Origin of the sequence: Roseibium aggregatum (genome assembly GCF_014692675.1) — a bacterium.
Classification (GTDB): domain Bacteria; phylum Pseudomonadota; class Alphaproteobacteria; order Rhizobiales; family Stappiaceae; genus Roseibium; species Roseibium aggregatum_C.
In genome coordinates, this window is record NZ_JABFCZ010000003.1 from 95,990 (window position 1) to 112,722 (window position 16,733).

The 16,733-nt window shown below is 61.3% G+C and carries 21 protein-coding genes; 11 read left to right on the plus strand and 10 right to left on the minus strand.

Annotated elements, in window-relative coordinates; genetic code table 11:
- The first annotated feature begins 80 nt into the window (after positions 1-80).
- A complete protein-coding gene (locus HK439_RS02865; protein WP_190289863.1) occupies positions 81-527 on the plus strand; it encodes a c-type cytochrome in 447 nt (148 codons plus the stop codon).
- Between the two features lie 160 nt (positions 528-687).
- The gene (locus tag HK439_RS02870) at positions 688-1,467 is read left to right on the plus strand and encodes a c-type cytochrome (RefSeq protein WP_419247572.1); all 780 of its coding nucleotides are present in this window, start codon (positions 688-690) and stop codon (positions 1,465-1,467) included.
- A gap of 33 nt (positions 1,468-1,500) precedes the next feature.
- On the opposite strand, the gene HK439_RS02875 is transcribed toward HK439_RS02870, so the two are convergent.
- Positions 1,501-2,631, minus strand: coding sequence for a CapA family protein (locus HK439_RS02875; RefSeq protein ID WP_190289865.1), 1,131 nt, complete (start codon positions 2,629-2,631; stop codon positions 1,501-1,503).
- Between the two features lie 4 nt (positions 2,632-2,635).
- Positions 2,636-2,989, minus strand: a complete 354-nt coding sequence (locus HK439_RS02880) for a hypothetical protein (RefSeq protein ID WP_190289866.1) — start codon at positions 2,987-2,989, stop codon at positions 2,636-2,638.
- 167 nt (positions 2,990-3,156) lie between these two features.
- Between HK439_RS02880 and HK439_RS02885 the strand changes: the two genes are divergently transcribed.
- Together HK439_RS02885 and HK439_RS02890 are read left to right on the plus strand one after the other, a co-directional pair.
- Positions 3,157-3,822, plus strand: coding sequence for a Crp/Fnr family transcriptional regulator (locus HK439_RS02885; protein ID WP_209011524.1), 666 nt, complete (start codon positions 3,157-3,159; stop codon positions 3,820-3,822).
- Positions 3,823-3,952: 130 nt separating this feature from the next.
- A complete protein-coding gene (locus tag HK439_RS02890; protein ID WP_328804093.1) occupies positions 3,953-4,141 on the plus strand; it encodes a DUF2892 domain-containing protein in 189 nt (62 codons plus the stop codon).
- A gap of 178 nt (positions 4,142-4,319) precedes the next feature.
- On the opposite strand, the gene HK439_RS02895 is transcribed toward HK439_RS02890, so the two are convergent.
- Positions 4,320-6,404: a S9 family peptidase gene (locus HK439_RS02895; RefSeq protein WP_190289868.1), complete on the minus strand. Its 2,085-nt coding sequence runs from the start codon at positions 6,402-6,404 to the stop codon at positions 4,320-4,322.
- A 151-nt stretch (positions 6,405-6,555) separates the two neighbouring features.
- On the opposite strand from HK439_RS02895, the gene HK439_RS02900 reads away from it, so the two are divergent.
- The 4 genes from HK439_RS02900 (at position 6,556) to HK439_RS02915 (ending at position 8,561) form a co-directional block, all read left to right on the plus strand.
- Positions 6,556-7,056: a winged helix-turn-helix transcriptional regulator gene (locus HK439_RS02900; protein WP_190290018.1), complete on the plus strand. Its 501-nt coding sequence runs from the start codon at positions 6,556-6,558 to the stop codon at positions 7,054-7,056.
- A 12-nt stretch (positions 7,057-7,068) separates the two neighbouring features.
- Entirely contained in the window at positions 7,069-7,392 is a 324-nt protein-coding gene (locus tag HK439_RS02905) for a YciI family protein (protein WP_190289869.1), read from the plus strand.
- 97 nt (positions 7,393-7,489) lie between these two features.
- Positions 7,490-7,849 carry a potassium channel family protein gene (locus HK439_RS02910; RefSeq protein ID WP_190289870.1) on the plus strand — a complete coding sequence of 120 codons (360 nt, stop codon included), beginning with the start codon at positions 7,490-7,492 and terminating at the stop codon, positions 7,847-7,849.
- Positions 7,850-8,009: 160 nt separating this feature from the next.
- Positions 8,010-8,561: a hypothetical protein gene (locus HK439_RS02915; RefSeq protein ID WP_190289871.1), complete on the plus strand. Its 552-nt coding sequence runs from the start codon at positions 8,010-8,012 to the stop codon at positions 8,559-8,561.
- A 9-nt stretch (positions 8,562-8,570) separates the two neighbouring features.
- On the opposite strand, the gene HK439_RS02920 is transcribed toward HK439_RS02915, so the two are convergent.
- On the minus strand, positions 8,571-9,800 hold the full coding sequence (locus HK439_RS02920; RefSeq protein WP_190289872.1) for an MFS transporter: 1,230 nt from the start codon (positions 9,798-9,800) through the stop codon (positions 8,571-8,573).
- Between the two features lie 168 nt (positions 9,801-9,968).
- The gene (locus HK439_RS02925; RefSeq protein WP_190289873.1) at positions 9,969-10,817 is read right to left on the minus strand and encodes an SDR family oxidoreductase; all 849 of its coding nucleotides are present in this window, start codon (positions 10,815-10,817) and stop codon (positions 9,969-9,971) included.
- Between the two features lie 112 nt (positions 10,818-10,929).
- Between HK439_RS02925 and HK439_RS02930 the strand changes: the two genes are divergently transcribed.
- Complete coding sequence (locus HK439_RS02930) at positions 10,930-11,376, plus strand: winged helix-turn-helix transcriptional regulator (protein ID WP_190289874.1); 447 nt, start codon at positions 10,930-10,932, stop codon at positions 11,374-11,376.
- A gap of 11 nt (positions 11,377-11,387) precedes the next feature.
- Here the strand turns inward: HK439_RS02930 and HK439_RS02935 are convergent, their stop codons facing one another.
- Genes HK439_RS02935 through HK439_RS02945 form a run of 3 tightly spaced genes read right to left on the minus strand, consistent with a single transcriptional unit; the run spans position 11,388 to position 13,770 of the window.
- Positions 11,388-12,767, minus strand: coding sequence for a sensor histidine kinase (locus HK439_RS02935; protein ID WP_190289875.1), 1,380 nt, complete (start codon positions 12,765-12,767; stop codon positions 11,388-11,390).
- Positions 12,764-13,447: a response regulator transcription factor gene (locus HK439_RS02940; RefSeq protein ID WP_190289876.1), complete on the minus strand. Its 684-nt coding sequence runs from the start codon at positions 13,445-13,447 to the stop codon at positions 12,764-12,766. Before HK439_RS02940 ends, HK439_RS02935 begins: the two co-directional genes overlap by 4 nt.
- The gene (locus tag HK439_RS02945; RefSeq protein ID WP_190289877.1) at positions 13,447-13,770 is read right to left on the minus strand and encodes a PepSY domain-containing protein; all 324 of its coding nucleotides are present in this window, start codon (positions 13,768-13,770) and stop codon (positions 13,447-13,449) included. Before HK439_RS02945 ends, HK439_RS02940 begins: the two co-directional genes overlap by 1 nt.
- Before the next feature lie 129 nt (positions 13,771-13,899).
- Between HK439_RS02945 and HK439_RS02950 the strand changes: the two genes are divergently transcribed.
- Together HK439_RS02950 and HK439_RS02955 are read left to right on the plus strand one after the other, a co-directional pair.
- Positions 13,900-14,184 (plus strand): PepSY domain-containing protein, encoded by a 285-nt coding sequence (locus tag HK439_RS02950; RefSeq protein ID WP_190289878.1) that lies wholly within the window; start codon positions 13,900-13,902, stop codon positions 14,182-14,184.
- On the plus strand, positions 14,184-14,765 hold the full coding sequence (locus HK439_RS02955) for a cytochrome b/b6 domain-containing protein (protein WP_190289879.1): 582 nt from the start codon (positions 14,184-14,186) through the stop codon (positions 14,763-14,765). Before HK439_RS02950 ends, HK439_RS02955 begins: the two co-directional genes overlap by 1 nt.
- Positions 14,766-14,827: 62 nt before the next feature.
- Here HK439_RS02955 and msrB read toward each other — a convergent pair whose 3' ends face one another.
- Entirely contained in the window at positions 14,828-15,259 is a 432-nt protein-coding gene (msrB, locus tag HK439_RS02960) for a peptide-methionine (R)-S-oxide reductase MsrB (RefSeq protein ID WP_235987547.1), read from the minus strand.
- Between the two features lie 121 nt (positions 15,260-15,380).
- Complete coding sequence (locus HK439_RS02965) at positions 15,381-16,355, minus strand: GGDEF domain-containing protein (RefSeq protein WP_190289880.1); 975 nt, start codon at positions 16,353-16,355, stop codon at positions 15,381-15,383.
- Between the last annotated feature and the right edge of the window lie 378 nt (positions 16,356-16,733).

Below are 16,733 nucleotides of genomic sequence, written 5' to 3' on the forward strand. Positions count from 1 at the left end.
GGCCGTGATTTCAAATCACCGGAGAGATAGTCCTCAATGGGGCCGGGTGGGGATCGCAAGCGTTTGAAGAGGAGAGGAACATGCGTAAGCTTGTACTTGGTGTCGCGGCTTTGTGCCTGACTGGAATGGCGGCGATGGCGGCCGATGATCCGATCGCGATCCGCAAACACATCATGGATTCCGTAGGCGCCGCGGCCGGTCTGAGCGGCGGCATGATGAAGGGGGAAGTTCCCTATTCGCCCGCGGCGGGCAAATCCGCGATCGCGACCATGGTGGCCGCTTCTGCCGCTTACGGCTCGTTCTTCCCTGAAGGGACGGACAAGGGGGATACCACCGCATCTCCGAAAATCTGGGAAGATGCCGCCGGCTTCCAGAAGGCGCTCGACAAGTTCGCTGCCGACGCGGGTTCCGCCATGGCGGCGTCCGGAAAGGACGGCCCGGCCGACCTCGACGCCTTCAAGGCGGCGATGGGACCGGTCTTCGACAATTGCAAAGCCTGCCACGAAGCCTATCGTGTGAAGAAATAGGATTTTCAACAGGTACAACATGTTCAGAAAGCTTGTCGCTGCAGTCGTCGTTCTTGGAATTGCCGCAGCAGCGGCAGGCTGGTTTCTGTCTGCGCCGGACCGCCTGCCGGAATCCGTCATCGCAAGTCTGCCGGCCGGCGATGCGGACAGGGGCGAACTGATCTTCTGGGCCGGCGGCTGCGCCTCCTGTCACGCGCCGGCCGGCGCCAAGGGGGAGGAGAAGCTCGGCCTCAGTGGCGGACAGCGTCTGGAAACGCCGTTCGGCATCTTCGTCGCGCCGAATATCTCCAGTGACCCTCAGGACGGGATTGGCGCATGGACTTTGGCCGATTTTGCCAATGCCATGCTGAAGGGCACGTCGCCAAATGGCGAGAACCTCTATCCCGCCTTCCCCTATACATCCTATGCCCGCATGAAGGTGCAGGACGTTTCCGATCTTTTCGCCTTCATGCAGTCCCTGCCGCCGGTCAGCGGCAAGGCTGCCGGCCATGAACTCGGGTTTCCGTTCAATATCCGCCGGGGCGTGGGCCTCTGGAAACGGCTTTATCTCAGCAGCGCCCCGGTTATTCCCGAGGACCAGCTGCACGGAGACACGGACCTGAGCATCCTGAACCGTGGCCGGTATCTGGTGGAAGGGCCCGGGCATTGCGGTGAATGCCATACCCCGCGGAACATGATCGGCGCGGTGAAAAAGAACCTCTGGCTGGCGGGAGCACCGGCTGCCGTGGGTGACGGGAAGGTGCCCGACATCACATCGGGCAAGAACGGAATTCCGGGCTGGAGCGCTTCTGACATCGCCTACTATCTGGAAACCGGCTTTACGCCCGACTACGACAGCGTCGGTGGTGAAATGGTGTCCGTCCAGGAGAACATGGCAAAACTTCCTGCCAGCGACCGCGAGGCGATCGCCGCCTATTTGAAGGCCGTTCCGTCCCACTGAAGGCCTTGAACCTTGCACTGGCGTCGGGCGTTTTCAGCCCCGTGTCAGCGTGAGGGTATTATCCGTATCGAGCTTCAGGTGGGAGCCGAAACGCTTGCCCTCGCGGTTCAGAACCCCGCAGATCCATTCCGTATCGTCTTGACTTGCCCGGTGAAGCCGGAATTTGCGGATCCGGAAGGGGACAAGACGGAGACCTTCAAGCGTTCCGTCTTCCAGCCGGAGCCGGGGCAGATACATGAGCACGAGATCGCTGCGATAGGTCTCATGGCCCGTGATGCCCTCATAGTCGTTGATGAAGTCGCCGCAGCCGTAAAGGATCAGCTTCTCCTTGTAGACCTCCATGGCGCGCGGATGATGGGACGAGTGGCCGAAAACGAAGTCGGCGCCGCCCGCATCGATCAGTGCATGGGCGAAGGCAACATGTGCCTCCGGAATGTCATGTCCCCAGTTGTCGCCCCAGTGCAGCGACATTACGACCACGTCTCCCGGCTGCCTGAGGGTCGACACCTGCGCGGCGATGGTTTCCGCTGTCCGGGCACAGGGATTTTCCAGGAAATGGATGCCGGGCCGGGTTTCGCTCGCCGCCGTCTCGGCGGAAACACCGCTTTCCGGAGTGCCGTAGGCAAACACGAGCACACGCCCTTCGGGCACGGGCAGAATGGCCGGCGCTGCGGCTTCGGCGAGGGTTCGCCCCGCACCGGTCCATTTGATGCCTGCTTCGTCAAGCGTTCTCAGTGTTTCGAGAAGTCCCTCCCGCTGCCAGTCCATGACGTGGTTGTTGGCAAGCGTACAGCAATCCAGTCCGGCAGCGGTGAGCACCCCGGCATTCGCCGGGTTCATCTTGTAGTGGATACCTTTCGGGGCAGGCCGTTTCGCCGTGGTGATCGCCGTCTCGAGATTGACGATCCGCAGGTCCGGCGCCCATCGCTCCAGTTCGGCCAGGGCATCGCCCCAGATGTAGGGGAAACCGACCGGCGCCGGAATCCGCCCGTTCATCTGTTCGGCAAGATGAACGTAGTCGGTTGCCCGTTTGACAAAATGTTCGTGGAGGCGCGGATCGTCCGGGTGGGGCAGCACCTGGTCGATGCCGCGACCGGTCATCACGTCGCCGGCGAGAAACAGCCGGACATGACCGGGCAGACTGTCCGTCCTCCCGGCCGTCATGTCATTACCGCCGCGGGAACGGATCGCAGCCCGCGTAGGTGGTGAAGTCGAAATAGCCTTGCATGTAGGTTATGAACGTCTGGCATTCCTGCCGTGTCTGGAAGCAGCCGGCACGCGAGCGAACGATGACGTGTTCAAAGTCGTTGATCCTGCCGCTGACGATCCCCTTCCAGCCGGTCTTGCCCGCCGCTTCGAAAGCCCTGCAGTCGTACTGGGTGCCGTAGGTCTGGGGAACCTTGGTCGGGTCATAGGTCGGCCCGAAAAGAAGATCCCCGAGAAAGCCGGCCTGGGCCATTGGAGCGGACGCGGTAAAAGCCATGAACGCGCCTGCCAGAACTGCAGCCATGCGTTTTTTCATCGGGGAGCTCCTTGTAAAATGACCTGACACCGGTCTTCTCCGATCCTCGTATCATATCGTTCGGACGGTGCATTTGATATATGCCTTGTTTCACGGAAGTCTATGCGATTGCTCGTAAATGAGGTCTTATCTGTGACCGGAAAGGAACAGGGGGCGGGATTTCTGAAATGATCGATGCAGCGGTGATAGACCGGCTTTGCCTGTCGGACCTGCCGGAGGGCGAAAGACGGCACGTGGCCGGGGCCCTGCGTATTGTCGATCTGCCCGCGGGCGCGACGGTTTTTTCACCCGGGGCGGTTTGCGCGGGCTGGATCATGGTCGAAGAAGGGTCGGTTCGGGTCGTCATGACCTCAGATACCGGCCGAGAGATCCTGCTTTACCGGGTGGCAGCCGGTGAAAGCTGTGTGCTGACGACCGCATGCCTGTTCGGCGAAGACCCTTACGCGGCAACCGGTGTCACGGAAATGGCGACGCGGGCCATTCTGGTTCCCGCCGCGACCGTGTTCCGGCTGATCGACAGGTCCGATGCCTTCCGCAAGATGGTGTTCCGGGGCTTCGGTCACCGGATCACCGATATCCTGCACACGATGGAGGATGCGGTCTTCCACCGGCTCGACGCGCGTCTCGCCGCGCTCCTGCTGGAGCGGGCCGGGGAGGACGGGACCGTGACGGCCACCCAGGCGGAACTGGCCGCCGAACTGGGCTCCGTGCGTGAGGTCGTGACCCGGAAACTCGGGAAATTGGCGGACGCCGGCGTCCTTGAGCGTCAGCGCGGCACCATTCGGGTGATGAAACCGCAGGCACTCCACCGGATGCGGCAGATCAGCGATTAGAAATTCCCTTTGCGGGTGACTAAGTCACAGACCCTTATTCAAAAACCGGATAGGCATGAGCCATAACGGCGGGGGCGGATCTGTTCGGTCCGGGCCCGGCTCAGTCAAGAGGGTCTTCACGATGAAAAACATGGGTTCTGTCGACCGCATCCTGCGTCTCATTGTCGGGATCGCATTGGTGCTCTTTGCCATTTTCGGCCCGGCCGATATCACCTGGAAATGGGTTGCCTGGATCGGCGTTGTTCCGATCGTCACCGCCCTGATCGGCTGGTGTCCGGCCTATACGGTGCTGGGCATCAAGACCTGCAAGTCCGTCTGAGAACGGACGGCCTGTCAGCCTGACGCACAGAGGCATAAGCCTCTCGTCAGGGTTTGAGTGGCCCCATCCCGCGGACCGGTCGGCCCGCGGAAACGCCTGTCAACTTGCTCTGACGGGCCGAAGCCAGCGCCTGCGGCCCCACCACTCGGCGCTGGCTCTCTTTCGCGAAATTCCGCCGTCAGGCCTTTCCCGCCACCATCAGCGCAAAGGCCTGGACGAGCGCGACTTCCTTCAGGCTTTCGAAACGGCCGGATGCGCCGCCGTGGCCGGCCTCCATGTTCGTCTTCAGCATCAAGACGCTGTCGCCGGTCTTTTTGGCGCGCAGCTTGGCGACCCATTTCGCCGGCTCCCAGTAGGTGACACGGGGATCGGTCAGGCCGCCGACGGCGAAGATCGCCGGATAGTCCTTAGCCTCCACATTGTCGTAAGGAGAATAGGAGGCGATGTACTTGTAGGCCGCTTCATCGGTGATCGGATTGCCCCATTCGGGCCATTCCGGCGGGGTGAGCGGCAAGGTGTCGTCGAGCATCGTGGCAAGGACGTCGACAAAGGGCACTTCCGCAATGATGCCGGCGAATTTCTCCGGCGCCATATTGGCGACAGCCCCCACCAGCTGCCCCCCGGCGGATCCTCCCTGCGCGATGATCCGGTCGTGGGAGGTGAATGTCTCCGCCACAAGGTGATCGGCCGCCGCGATGAAGTCGGTGAAGGTGTTCTTCTTGTTTTCCCGCCGGCCGGCCTTGTACCAGGCGAAGCCCTTGTCCTTGCCGCCGCGGATATGGGCAATGGCATAGACGAAGCCCCGGTCCACGAGCGACAGGGCGCCGGTGCTGAAGCTTGCGGGAATGGACATGCCGTAAGCGCCGTAGCCGTAAAGCAGGCAGGGCGCGGAGCCATCGAGCGGCGTATCCTTGTGATAAAGCAGGGACACCGGCACGGTCTCGCCGTCCGCCGCAGGCGCATGCAGCCGGCGCGTGACATAGTCCTCCGGATTGTGCCCGGACGGCACTTCCTGTTCCTTGCGCAAGGTCCGCTCTCGGGTTTCGACATTGTAGTCGTAGACCCGCGACGGCGTGGTCATGGACGAATAGGAAAAGCGGATCTCGGTCGTGTCGAACTCATAGCCGCCGCTGAGCCCGAGCGAATAGGCTTCCTCGTCGAAGGCGATCCGGTGCTCGATATTGTCCGCCAGCCGGTGGATGACGATCCGCGGCAGGCCGTCCTCGCGTTCGAGCCGGACCATGAAGGTCTTGTAGACGTCATGGGACAGGATCAGCCGGCCCGGCTTGTGGGGCACGAGATCGGTCCAGAACTCCCGGCCCGGCGTCGCCTTCGGCGCGGTCACGATCTTGAAGTCTTCCGCTCCGTCGACGTTGGTCAGGATATAGTAGAGGTCGCCGTTGTCTTCGACGGAGTATTCGACTCCGGTGTCGCGCGCTGCGATCAGGTGCGGCGGATCCAGCGGGCTGTGGGCCGAAATCGTCCGGACCTCCGAGGTCTCGTGATCGTGGATATGAACCAGGACCGTGTCGCCCGACTGCGTCTTGCCGACGCTCATGAAGAAGCCCGGATCCTGTTCCTCATAGACGAGGACATCGGTGGCCGGATCTTTGCCGATTTCGTGGCGATACAGCTTCGACGGACGATGGTTCTGGTCCTGGCGGACATAGAACAGATACTTGCCGTCCGCGGAAAAGACCCCGCCGCCGAACGTATCCTTGAGGTCGTAGTCCGCATCCTTGCCCGTCGTCAGGTCGCGCAGGCGCAGGGTGTAGAATTCCGAGCCCTTGTCATCGAAGGACCAGGCGAACATCCCGTGGTCGGTGGAATGGCTCGCGCCCGCGATCCGGAAATAGGCCTTGCCTTCCGCTTCCTTGTCGCCGTCCAGCAGCAGCGTCTCGTCCGACCCGTCCCGGCTGGTCCGCACGAATTGCGGATGCTGGCCGCCGGTGACGTATTTGATGCCGTAGGCATATGGCCCGTCGGGGGAGGGCACGGAACTGTCGTCTTCCTTGATCCGTCCGCGCATTTCCGCATAGAGCGTGTCCTGCAAGGCCTCGGTCGGCGCCATGATGGCTTTCTGATAGGCGTTCTCCGCCTCCAGGTAGGCGCGGATGTCGGCATTCAGAACCGACGGGTCGCGCATGACCTCCTGCCAGTTGTCATCCCGCAACCAGGCATAGTCGTCCTGGCGTTTGATTCCGTGGGTTTCAAGGGTGAGAGGCCGCGCTTCGGCGCGCGGAGGAAAAGGCATTTTTGTCATGATCCCGAGGTAGGGTTTTCCGGCGAAGAAGGCAAGGGGAACGGTTCACAGACCAAGCCGGATGGCCCGTTATGGAATTCCGATTGCAAAGTGCAATCAGAATCCGTTAGATTTATCCAGTTGCAATATGCAATTGGATTGGCGGGCGGCGATGGATCAGCGTTCTGGATGTCCGATAAACCTGGCAACGGAAATGCTCGGCGATCGCTGGAGCATGGTCATCTTGCGCGACGTGATGTTCGGAGACCGGCGCACTTTTACGGACATCCTCAACAATTCCCTTGAGGGGGTCGCAACCAACATTCTTGCCAGCCGGCTGAAAAAGCTGGTCGTGGATGACATGCTGACGGGCAAACCCGATCCAAATCACAAGCAACGCACAATCTACAGCCTGACCGAGAAGTCCATCGCGCTGCTGCCGGCGTTGATCGCCCTCGGTGCCTGGGGGAGGCGTTTCCTGCCGGCGACGCCGGAGCTGACGATCCGAAACCAACTGCTCGAAGAAGGCGGGCCGGAACTGCAGGAGGCCTTCATGGCCGAATTGCGCGAGCGGCATCTCGGCGTTCCGAACCCCCGGGAAGGCCCGTCGGTGTCGGCACAAATGCAGGCGGCCTATGAGACGGCAGTAGCCCGCACGCAGAAAGACATCTGAAAGGAGGCTAAAATGCCGAAATTCCTGACCATCGGATATGGCGACCGGGCCGGATACGACCGCACCTCGCAACCGGTCCGCGACGCCGCCCATGCGCAGGACGCAAAACTGCGTTCAGAGGGCGCGCTGATAGGAATCGCCGGAACGCCGGTGCAGGTGCGCAATCCCGAAGCCGCGGGTACGGAAACGCGGGAGGGCCCATTCATGTCGTCGACCCTGCCGGTAGCCGGTTTCGCCGTCATCGAGGCGGCCGACCTCGCGGAGGCGGTCGAGAAGGCCTCGGGCGTTCCCTGTGCGGTTGCGCATGGTGTCGTCGAAGTGTGGCCGTTGGAGTAGGCAACTGGCTTCTCAGGAATAATTCCTGCAAATTGTTGCGGGGCGCGGGATCAGTAGCGCCGCGAAATTTATTTCCCGGGTCGGCAAGGAGAAACGAATGCCTACTTTCCTGCCCAGATTTCGGCGCCTGCTGAATTGGATCCGCGACGAGTGGTACAAGACTCCGCTTCGCTACGCCGTCGGCATCCTGATTCTCGTCCTGATCGGCGGGATGTTCTTCTATCACAGGGTCGAAGGCTGGAGCCTGTTCGACAGCCTGTATTTCTCGATCATCACGCTGGCGACCGTCGGTTATGGCGACTTCTCGCCCCGGACCGACGTGGGCAAGCTCTTCACCATGGTTTATGTCTTCGTCGGCATCGGGCTCTTCGTCGGTGTGGCGACCGCAATCGCGCAGCGCTATAGCCAGCCGCATCACAAGCCGCACAAGAATGACGGGAACGACAAAGAGACTTAAGTCCTATGCCACAGCCGTCCTGTCGCTTTATTGCGTGGGATACAAGGGTGACGGGACGCGCATCAGCGCGCGGGGGAGCAGATCATAAAATCTGAGTGCACGCTTTTAAGAAATATATAGGATTGCATCATAGAAAAAAACAACTTTACAGGGAGTCTTGATGCTTAAATATCCTATCGATTATTTCATGATCGTCGTTGTTGGATTTGCGATTGGCTTTGGGACGATGTTTGTGGTCCGTCCCCTGACGCCAAGCGCAGAAATCCCGACTTTTAGTGAATTGCAGGAGAAGATTGCCGCAGGTGAGGTCGACCCGGAACCGGAGCCTGCGCAAAGGGGAAGCGTGAGAGCCACCTACACATGGCTTGAGGACACTTCCCAATTCTACGACGAAGTCGAGTATCTCATGGAAGCAAATTGTTCCGACCATGCCATGAGGGAATACGGCCGTTTTTTGAGCAGTCTGGACACGGGTGGTTTCGACCCGGAAACAGGTCGTTTGATCGGAGCAGGGGGGCATCCAATCAACTATTTCACCATGAGGAAACTGGTGAATGCGCTACTGCCGCTGCAGCCTCTGGCTTACATGAAGGATGAGTTCGTGCCGGATAATTTCAAGCCGGTGATGCAGAACGTCAGCCGCAAGAAGGACTGGACGACCTGCAAATTCAACATGCCAATGGCCGCCTTGAGAAGCCTCCTGATGAAATAGTCGGTGGGATCAGGCGACGGCCGCCCTCGGCCGTCCCTTGAACAGGATGAAGGTCATGATCGAGATGTTCATGATGTTCCAGCCGATGCCGTTCAGGAAGGCGGCCTGATAGGACCCGGTGAGATCGTAGATCCAGCCGGACATCCAGCCGCCGAGGGCCATGCCGAGAATGGTCGCCATGATGACGAGCCCGACCCGCTGGCCGGCTTCTCGGGCGGGCAGGTATTCGCGCACGATGATCGCGTAGGAGGGCACGATCCCGCCCTGGGACAGGCCGAAGATCAGCGACACAAGGTAAAGCGACGCGAGCCCGTTGAAGGGCAGGAACAGGAACAGGGCGAGGCACTGGGCCACGGAGCTGATCAAGAGGGTTTTGACGCCGCCGATGGCATCGGCCAGGAAGCCGGAAAGAAGCCGGCTGACGACGCCGCCGCCGACCATGATTGCCAGCATGTCTGCTCCCCGGGCGACCCCGTAGCCGAGGTCGACGCAATAAGAGACGATATGCACCTGCGGCATGGACATGGCGACACAGCAGCCGAGCCCGGCAAAGATCAGCAGGATCTGGAGCGAACGCGGCGACAGGCCGGCGGAGAGAGCGCCGAATTTTCCCGAGGCCGGCATGTCGGCCGACTTCGCGCTTTCCGGCGCAGGCCGGCGCAGCATCAGCGCCAGCGGAACCATGGCGACGATGCAGATCGCGGCAATCATGAAATAGGTCGTGCGCCAGTCGTTTGAGCCGAGCGACCATTTGATGAAGGACGGCCAGAGCGCGCCGGCGAGATAATTGCCGCAGGCGGCTGCAGCGACTGCAATACCCCGGCGCTTGTTGAACCAGTGGGACAGGTCGGCGATCAGCGGTCCGAAGGTCGCGCCCGTCCCGGCGCCGACCAGAACCCCCTGCGCCAGGGAAAAGGTCCAGATTCCCGAGGAAAGGCCGGCAAGGGCGAATCCGGCGCTCAGGGCAGCAGCCGAGCCGATCACGGGCCAGACGATTCCCCACCGGTCGACCAGACGGCCGACGAAGACATTGCCGGCGGCAAAGCCGAGCATGGTGAACGTGTAGGATATGGAGGCATCGGCCCGGTCGACGCCGAAATCGGCCTGAACCGCAGGCAGGACGACCACCACGGCCCAGATGCCCGATCCGCCGAGGGCGGACAACAGTATCGAGATCGCCAGACGGAACCAGGCATAGGCGCCATCCTGGGCATAGGGGTCTGCGTGTGCGGATGTCATGAGCGGCTCTTGAAATCGATATATCTGCGTATCAGATGCCGATATCTCGCACTAATAAAAAACTTTTATACATTCCTCTTACGGCGGGAATGAATGATTTTTTCGTCTGCAGGGTCCGATGTCCCCGGCAGGAACTGGGCTCCGGCCGGGGCTTCAGAACCGACGGGGTCAGCCGACTTGAACTTGCACGAAACCCTTCAAGGTCTCGCTCGGGTGCCCGATCAAACCTTCCAGGTCCTTGCTGTCGCTGTAAAGTGCGCCCCCGGCCGCTGCCATGTCCGAATCGGCGAGGATATCCGCGAACGCCTGCGGCAGGCCCGCCTGGACCAGAATGCCCGCATAAACATCCGCCGGCAGGTTGTTGAACGGGATCTTGCGCCCGGTCTGTGCCGAAATTTCGCCGGCCAGGTCGGCAAGGGTGAAGGCGCTGCTGCCGGCCAGCTCGTAGGTACGGGTCGAGGTGTCATTGCCGGCAAGGACCGCTGCCGCGGCCTCCGCATAGTCGCTTCGTCCGGCGGCCGCGATTTTACCGGTTCCCGCACTGCCGGCCACCGCACCATGTTCCAGCGCTGCGGCGACCGTTCCGGCGTAATTTTCCAGGTACCAGCCGTTGCGCAGCAGGACGTGCGGGATACCGGAGGCTTTCAGCGCGGCTTCGGTCTCCCGGTGTTCTTTCGCGAGGATCATCGGCGATTTGTCGGCATTCAGGATGCTCGTATACGCGATGAAGGAGACGCCGGCCTTCTTCGCCGCATCGATCACGGCCTTGTGCTGGCGCGCACGCTGGCCGATTTCGCTGCCGGAAATGAGCAACAGCCTGTCGACCCCCGCCAGCGCAGGGGCCAGGGTTTCGGGTCTGTCATAGTCGGCTTCGACGACGGAAACCGTCGGGCCGGAAAGATCCTGAGCCTTTTCCGGGCTGCGGACGAGCGCGCGGATACCGGCTGCGCCGGCCTTGTTCAGATGGTCTATTACGAGCCGGCCGAGCTGGCCGTTGGCGCCTGTCAGGGCAATCATGGACGGGTCTCCTTTTTATAAAAGATGTCTGACGTCCCCGATATGGCTTGCAAACTTACTTTTAGTAAGTACATACAAAAATGTAAGTTTGAAAAAAAATCTGGAGACCGACATGACTGGCGACCCGGAAATCACGTCACGGGATGAGGAAAACGGCGGTATTCCGCTATCGGAACGTCTCCACCAGCGTGGCGTGGTTTTCAGCGACAAATGTCCGTCGCGGGAAATTCTGAAACACCTGACCAGCCGTTGGGGCGTGCTTGTGCTGATGGCTCTCCTGGGTGGTCCGCACCGGTTTTCGGCGCTACGCAGGAAGATTGCAGGCGTCAGCGAACGCATGCTGGCCCAGACGCTGCAGGTTCTGGAGGCGGACGGCTTTGTCGACCGGCGTGCCTATCCGGTTGTCCCGCCCCATGTGGAATACACGCTCACCCCGATCGGCCGGGAGGCAGCGGAGAAGGTGCGTGAATTTGCCGATTGGATCGAGATCAACATCGGCCGGATACTGGAAGCCAGGAAGGAACATGAGGAAGACGGCCCGGCGGCGGCTGCCGAATAGCCCCGTCCCGTTCAGGGTATCTGGTCGTCGTCTGTGCTGTTGCCGATGGTATGGAAGCCGAGTTCGACGGCAAGGCCCGATTTCAGCGGGCGGAGCCGGAAAGTGCCGCCCCAGGCGTCTGCGATCTCCTGGACGATGGCCAGGCCCAGGCCGGCGCCGCTTGCCGACTGATCCAGCCGGCCGCCGCGCTCCAGCATTTTTTCGATCTGGTCTTCCGGAATCCCCGGGCCGTCATCCTCGATGCGGATCGTGATGCAGCCGTCGTCGGAAATGGTCCGGACAGCGACACGGGACCGGGCATGCCGGGCTGCATTTTCCAGGAGGTTGCCCAGGGCCTCTGCAAGGTCGTCCGGGTCGATCACCACACTTGCCTGCCCGTCCACGTTAAGAGCCCAGTCGAGCACAGCGCCTGCCGGGGTTCTGGACACGACGGAAATCACCCGGTCGACCGCCTCGCGGATGTTTGAGACGGCCTGGCCGGTGCCGGTTGCCAGCCGCGCGCGCGCAAGTTCGCGCTCCACATGGCGCTGCATGGTATGGGCCACGTTTTCGACATCGTCAGCAATGTCGTTCAGGCCTGCCGAGCGGAGGCGTTCGACATCGCCGAGAAGGACCTGCAGCGGCGTTTTCAGCCCGTGGGCCAGGTCGCCCGCCCGGGCCCGGGCCTTTTCGATCCGGGTCTGCCGGTCCGTCAGCAACGTGTCCATTTCGAGCGCCATCGGCTCGATTTCCTGAGGGAAGTCGGCGGTGCCGAAGCGGGCATCCGGATCCTTCCGGATGGCCCGGAGCCTCTGGCGGATGCGGTGCAGCGGCCTGAGGCCGATGCTGACCTGAATATAGGCCGCGCCGATCAGGAACAGCGCGAGCAGGATCAGGTAGGGCAGCATGTCGAAGGCAAAATCCCGGGTCGCGGACCGGACATCGCTAAGAGAAATGGCGGCGGCGACCCGTACCGTCTGGCCCCCGACGCGCGGCGAAAGCCTGACGCTGCGCTCCAGGGTCAGGAGGTCTCCGGAAACGGGGCCGGGTATGACATGCCGGTGCAGCGCGCCATGGGCCAGTTCATCGTCCGGCAATTGCAGCACGTTGTCCCACAGCGACCGGGAGCGCAGCACCGTGTCGTCGAAGGAAACCTGCCAGTAGAGGCCGGAAAGCGGCACCTCGAACCTGGGGTCGCTCGGCGTGCGTGTGAGTTCAAGCGCGCCTGTTTCCTTGTTCTGCGCAAGTCCCGAAACGATCTGGTCGAGAAACACACCGAGTTCGGTGTCCACACGCCGCTCGACGTGGCGATAGAACAGGACCGTCAGGCCCGTGGCCGAAAGCGCAAGCGCCAACAGGATGGAAATGGCTCCCGCCAGGAGCAGCCGGAGGCGCAGGGAGCCTCTCGTCATCGCGCGCTTTCTCCAGCCGCCTCTTCTCCTGCGATTGTATAGCCGAAACCGCGCCGGGTTTCGATGGCACCCGAACCGAGCTTCTTGCGCAACCGCGCCATCACCGCCTCCAGGGCGTTCGGATCGCGGGCGTCGTCGTCGCCGTAAAGATGTTCCAGCAACTCTGTGGGCGGAATGATCCGCTCCTTGTGGTGCATCAGGTAGGCGACAAGGCGGTATTCCAGCGGCGTCAGCGCAATCGGCACGCCGTTACGGGCCAGCCGCATCTGCTTCACGTCGAGGCTGAGAGGCCCGGCTTCGATGACCGGCGTGCTGATGCCTGCCGAGCGCCGGATCAGCGCGCGGGCCCTTGCCAGCAGTTCCTCCATGCGGAAGGGCTTGGGCAGATAGTCGTCCGCGCCTGCATCGATGCCCTCGACCCGTTCCGACCAGGCTCCGCGCGCGGTCAGCACCAGCACCGGCATGTGACGGTCTTCCGCCCGCCAGCGCTTCAGCACCGTCAGCCCGTCGAGACCGGGCAGGCCCAGATCCAGGATGATCAGGTCATAGGTTTCCGTGTCGCCGAGAAACCAGGCTTCCTCACCGTCGGAGACGGTATCGACCACATAGCCGGCCATGCCCATGGTGGTGACGATGTCGTCCAGGATCCGGGGTTCGTCTTCAACAACCAGAATACGCATCAGTCCGCCTTGTCTTCCAGGATTTGTGCTGTCAGGGCATCGACATAAACTTCCTGCATCTGCCCGTCCGGCGTCACGGTCTTGATTTCATAGAAATACTGGCCGTCTTCGAGTTCGAACTCGATACCGATAGTCCGCCCGCCGAGTTTGGGACGGATCTTTTCCAGGATTTGCGCCAGCGGCAGGGCCTTGTGCTGCTTCAGCGCTGCCCGGGCCTGTTCGTGGTCGTCATCGTCCGCGCGCACGTGTGATGGAAACGCGGCGACGATGAGCGCACTGGCCGTAACGATGCTGAGCAGGAGCGGGCGAAATCGGGTTTTCATGGCTTTTTTATATAGAAATGAAACTGACAAAACCCTGACATTCGACGGAAGCGGGCTGTCAGTGGCCATCGTGCATTGTCTCTTCATCGGACGGCAAGTCGCCGTTCTGCCCTTGAATGGAGTGACAAGATGAAAAAGACCCTGACCGCACTGACCCTGGCCGCTGCCCTGTCCGGTTTTGCCGGTGCCGCACTTGCTTCCGAAAGCCATGCCAACATCGACGCGCCGCGCGACCAGTGGATGTCGACCGACCAGATCTCCCAGAAGCTGACGGCCGAAGGCTACAAGGTCCGTCGCGTCAAGGAAGAAGGCGGCGCCTATGAAGTCTACGCGCTGGATGCCAAGGGCAACCGGGTTGAGGCGATTGTGAACCCGGTGACCGGCCAGATCCTGGGCAACGATCAGGACGACTGATGTCGGCGCCCGATACATATGCCGAAGCCGGTGGCGTTGAGCCGCCGGCCGCCGGGCAAAAGGCCGGCGGGGTCCGGGTTTGGGACCCGCTGGTGCGGATCTTCCACTGGTCGCTGGTTGTCCTGTTCGCGACCGCATGGCTGACCGGTGACGAGATCCGGAAAATCCACGAACCGGCCGGATACGCAATCGCGGGCCTGCTGACCTTCAGGATCCTTTGGGGCCTCGTCGGCACCAAATATGCCCGCTTTACCGATTTCATCTACCGGCCTTCGACGGTCTTTGGCTATCTGCGCGATGCGATGAAATTCCGCGCAAAGCGGTATCTCGGCCACAACCCGGCCGGGGGCGCGATGGTCCTGACGCTGATTGCCGTCATCGGCGGCACGGCGGTGACCGGCTACATGATGACCACCGACGCCTATTGGGGTGTCGAATGGGTCGCAGAAACACACGAGCTTTTGGCCAATCTGGCGATCGCCCTGGTCGGCCTGCATGTTCTGGGCGTTGTTTTCGCAAGCATTGAGCACGGCGAAAACCTTGTCCGGGCAATGGTGACGGGAATTAAAGACCCCCAATAGACCGTCACCTCGGACCGGAGGGCAGTTCGCTGCCCTCCGGTTTGCTTTTTTAGGTCCATGACCTATTCCTGATCCTGCGTAAAGCTCATCGCGTGGCCGTTCAGGCAATAGCGCAGACCCGTCGGCGGCGGACCGTCGGGGAACACATGGCCCAGATGGGCATCGCATTTCGAGCAGCGGATTTCGGTCCGGACCATGCCGTGGGTGCGGTCCTCGATCTCCGTGATTGCATCCGGGGAAACGGCCTCGAAGAAACTGGGCCAGCCGCATCCGGCGTTGAATTTCGTGTCCGACTTGAACAGCGGCTGCCCGCAGCAGACGCAATTATATTGCCCGTGCTCGAAACTGTTCCAGTAAGGCCCGGTAAACGGCCGTTCCGTCCCGCTCTGGCGCGTGACGTAATACTGCTCCAGCGTCAGCTGATCCCGCCATTCGGCCTCGCTCTTGACGATCTTGCCCATTCCGCCCGTGTTTGCCGTGTCCGTATCGCCCATGGGTGCGCGCTCCTGCTGCGTTGGGTTTTCCCGGAAATAGGCCCGGAAAGCCATTGGGGCAAGGGATGGCTGGTCACGAGTGGGAGAGGGGTCGGCCCTTCGGAGAACAGGGGGTCGGTTTTCAGGCCTCTTTCTTCTCCAGCACCAGCATGGAGAATTCCACCCGGTTGCGTCCGGCGTTTTTCGCCTTGTAGAGCGCCCGGTCCGCGATGCCGAGCAGGGCGTGATGGGTCTCCGGGCGTGACGGGTCGAGGCACAAGGATGTGGCCACACCGACGGAGGCGGTGGCCACCTGGCCGTGGTCCCGGTTCAATGCGTGCGGGATATGAAGGTCCTCGATCGACTTGCGGATGTGTTCGGCAATCGCTCGGGCGCCCTCTTCATGGGTGCGCGGCAGGATAACGGCGAGTTCTTCTCCGCCGTAGCGCGCCGACAGGTCCGCCGGACGGTGAATGGCAGATGTGATGACCCTGGCGACCTCCCTCAGGCATTCATCACCGGCCTGATGTCCGTGACGGTCGTTCAGAAGTTTGAAATGATCGAGATCCGCGATCAGCAGGCTGAGGTGGGTTTTTTCGCGCCGGGCGATCGCCCATTCCTGTTCCAGTGTTTCGTCGAAAACCCGCCGATTGGCCAGCCCGGTCAATCCGTCGGTGCGCGCCTGCCGTTCGAGTTCGGCCTCGAGCTGCTTGCGGACGGAAATGTCGCGCAGGGAGACCACAAGCCCGTTCGGCCGGCCGTTGCAATCGTAGAGCCGGCGTCCGGCCCCTTCGACCCAGACAAGCGCTCCCGATTTCGTGCGGACACGAAAGGAGGAGCGGCTCTCCTCGCGCTCGCCGGAATTCAGCTGACGGCTTGTTTCGAGCAGCCACGAGCGGTCTTCGCTGTGAATAATGTTCCAGTGATGCTCGAGAAGTTCCTGATGGCTCCAGCCGAGCAGATCGGTAGCGGATGGCGAAATATAAAGCAGGTCGCCGGTCGATCCCAGCTGCAGGACGATGTCGGAGCTGCATTCGGCCAAGGCCCGGAAATCGATTTCCGGGCATTCCGTTCCGTCAATTATCTGGTCTTTCTGCGCCTGGATTAGAGCGGACATTCGTGTTCCGGTGTTGGTCATCCTCAGTAATTATAAACTTCAAATAGAAACAAAGTGTAACCTGAAAAAAGGGGCGGTGGATATTGGTTTGATACTTAACATCGGGTGAAGTATTGGTGTTTTTTACAATGAATCGGTTCGAGTGCGGCCGATATAAAAAGAAAAAATTGCAGGGAGTGGGTTGCCGGGTGGCCAATTTCCAAATGGGGTTGCTGCGCTGTGGTTAGATATTTTCGCTCGCGACGAAGCAATCACGGGGCGATTACTTGTGCTGGAAACAATTTTCTAACCCTTGCGTGTCACATACGATCCACCTAAAAGGCCATCGTTTCCAAGGAGTTTACCGAATCGTTAAAATCCTCGGCAACATCAGCGAAT

Bases quoted from the DNA above. Each gene is read 5' to 3' on its own strand.
- HK439_RS02905 (WP_190289869.1), top strand. From the start codon at position 7,069: ATGCCGAAATTCCTGACCATCGGATATGGCGACCGGGCCGGATACGAC.
- HK439_RS02865 (WP_190289863.1), top strand. From the start codon at position 81: ATGCGTAAGCTTGTACTTGGTGTCGCGGCTTTGTGCCTGACTGGAATG.
- HK439_RS02875 (WP_190289865.1), bottom strand. From the start codon at position 2,631: ATGACGGCCGGGAGGACGGACAGTCTGCCCGGTCATGTCCGGCTGTTT.
- msrB (WP_235987547.1), bottom strand. From the start codon at position 15,259: ATGGGCGATACGGACACGGCAAACACGGGCGGAATGGGCAAGATCGTC.
- HK439_RS02910 (WP_190289870.1), top strand. From the start codon at position 7,490: ATGCCTACTTTCCTGCCCAGATTTCGGCGCCTGCTGAATTGGATCCGC.
- HK439_RS02915 (WP_190289871.1), top strand. From the start codon at position 8,010: ATGCTTAAATATCCTATCGATTATTTCATGATCGTCGTTGTTGGATTT.
- HK439_RS02940 (WP_190289876.1), bottom strand. From the start codon at position 13,447: ATGCGTATTCTGGTTGTTGAAGACGAACCCCGGATCCTGGACGACATC.
- HK439_RS02955 (WP_190289879.1), top strand. From the start codon at position 14,184: ATGTCGGCGCCCGATACATATGCCGAAGCCGGTGGCGTTGAGCCGCCG.
- HK439_RS02895 (WP_190289868.1), bottom strand. From the start codon at position 6,404: ATGACAAAAATGCCTTTTCCTCCGCGCGCCGAAGCGCGGCCTCTCACC.
- HK439_RS02880 (WP_190289866.1), bottom strand. From the start codon at position 2,989: ATGAAAAAACGCATGGCTGCAGTTCTGGCAGGCGCGTTCATGGCTTTT.
- HK439_RS02935 (WP_190289875.1), bottom strand. From the start codon at position 12,767: ATGACGAGAGGCTCCCTGCGCCTCCGGCTGCTCCTGGCGGGAGCCATT.
- HK439_RS02965 (WP_190289880.1), bottom strand. From the start codon at position 16,355: ATGTCCGCTCTAATCCAGGCGCAGAAAGACCAGATAATTGACGGAACG.
- HK439_RS02925 (WP_190289873.1), bottom strand. From the start codon at position 10,817: ATGATTGCCCTGACAGGCGCCAACGGCCAGCTCGGCCGGCTCGTAATA.
- HK439_RS02885 (WP_209011524.1), top strand. From the start codon at position 3,157: ATGATCGATGCAGCGGTGATAGACCGGCTTTGCCTGTCGGACCTGCCG.
- HK439_RS02890 (WP_328804093.1), top strand. From the start codon at position 3,953: ATGGGTTCTGTCGACCGCATCCTGCGTCTCATTGTCGGGATCGCATTG.
- HK439_RS02945 (WP_190289877.1), bottom strand. From the start codon at position 13,770: ATGAAAACCCGATTTCGCCCGCTCCTGCTCAGCATCGTTACGGCCAGT.
- HK439_RS02930 (WP_190289874.1), top strand. From the start codon at position 10,930: ATGACTGGCGACCCGGAAATCACGTCACGGGATGAGGAAAACGGCGGT.
- HK439_RS02900 (WP_190290018.1), top strand. From the start codon at position 6,556: ATGGATCAGCGTTCTGGATGTCCGATAAACCTGGCAACGGAAATGCTC.
- HK439_RS02920 (WP_190289872.1), bottom strand. From the start codon at position 9,800: ATGACATCCGCACACGCAGACCCCTATGCCCAGGATGGCGCCTATGCC.
- HK439_RS02950 (WP_190289878.1), top strand. From the start codon at position 13,900: ATGAAAAAGACCCTGACCGCACTGACCCTGGCCGCTGCCCTGTCCGGT.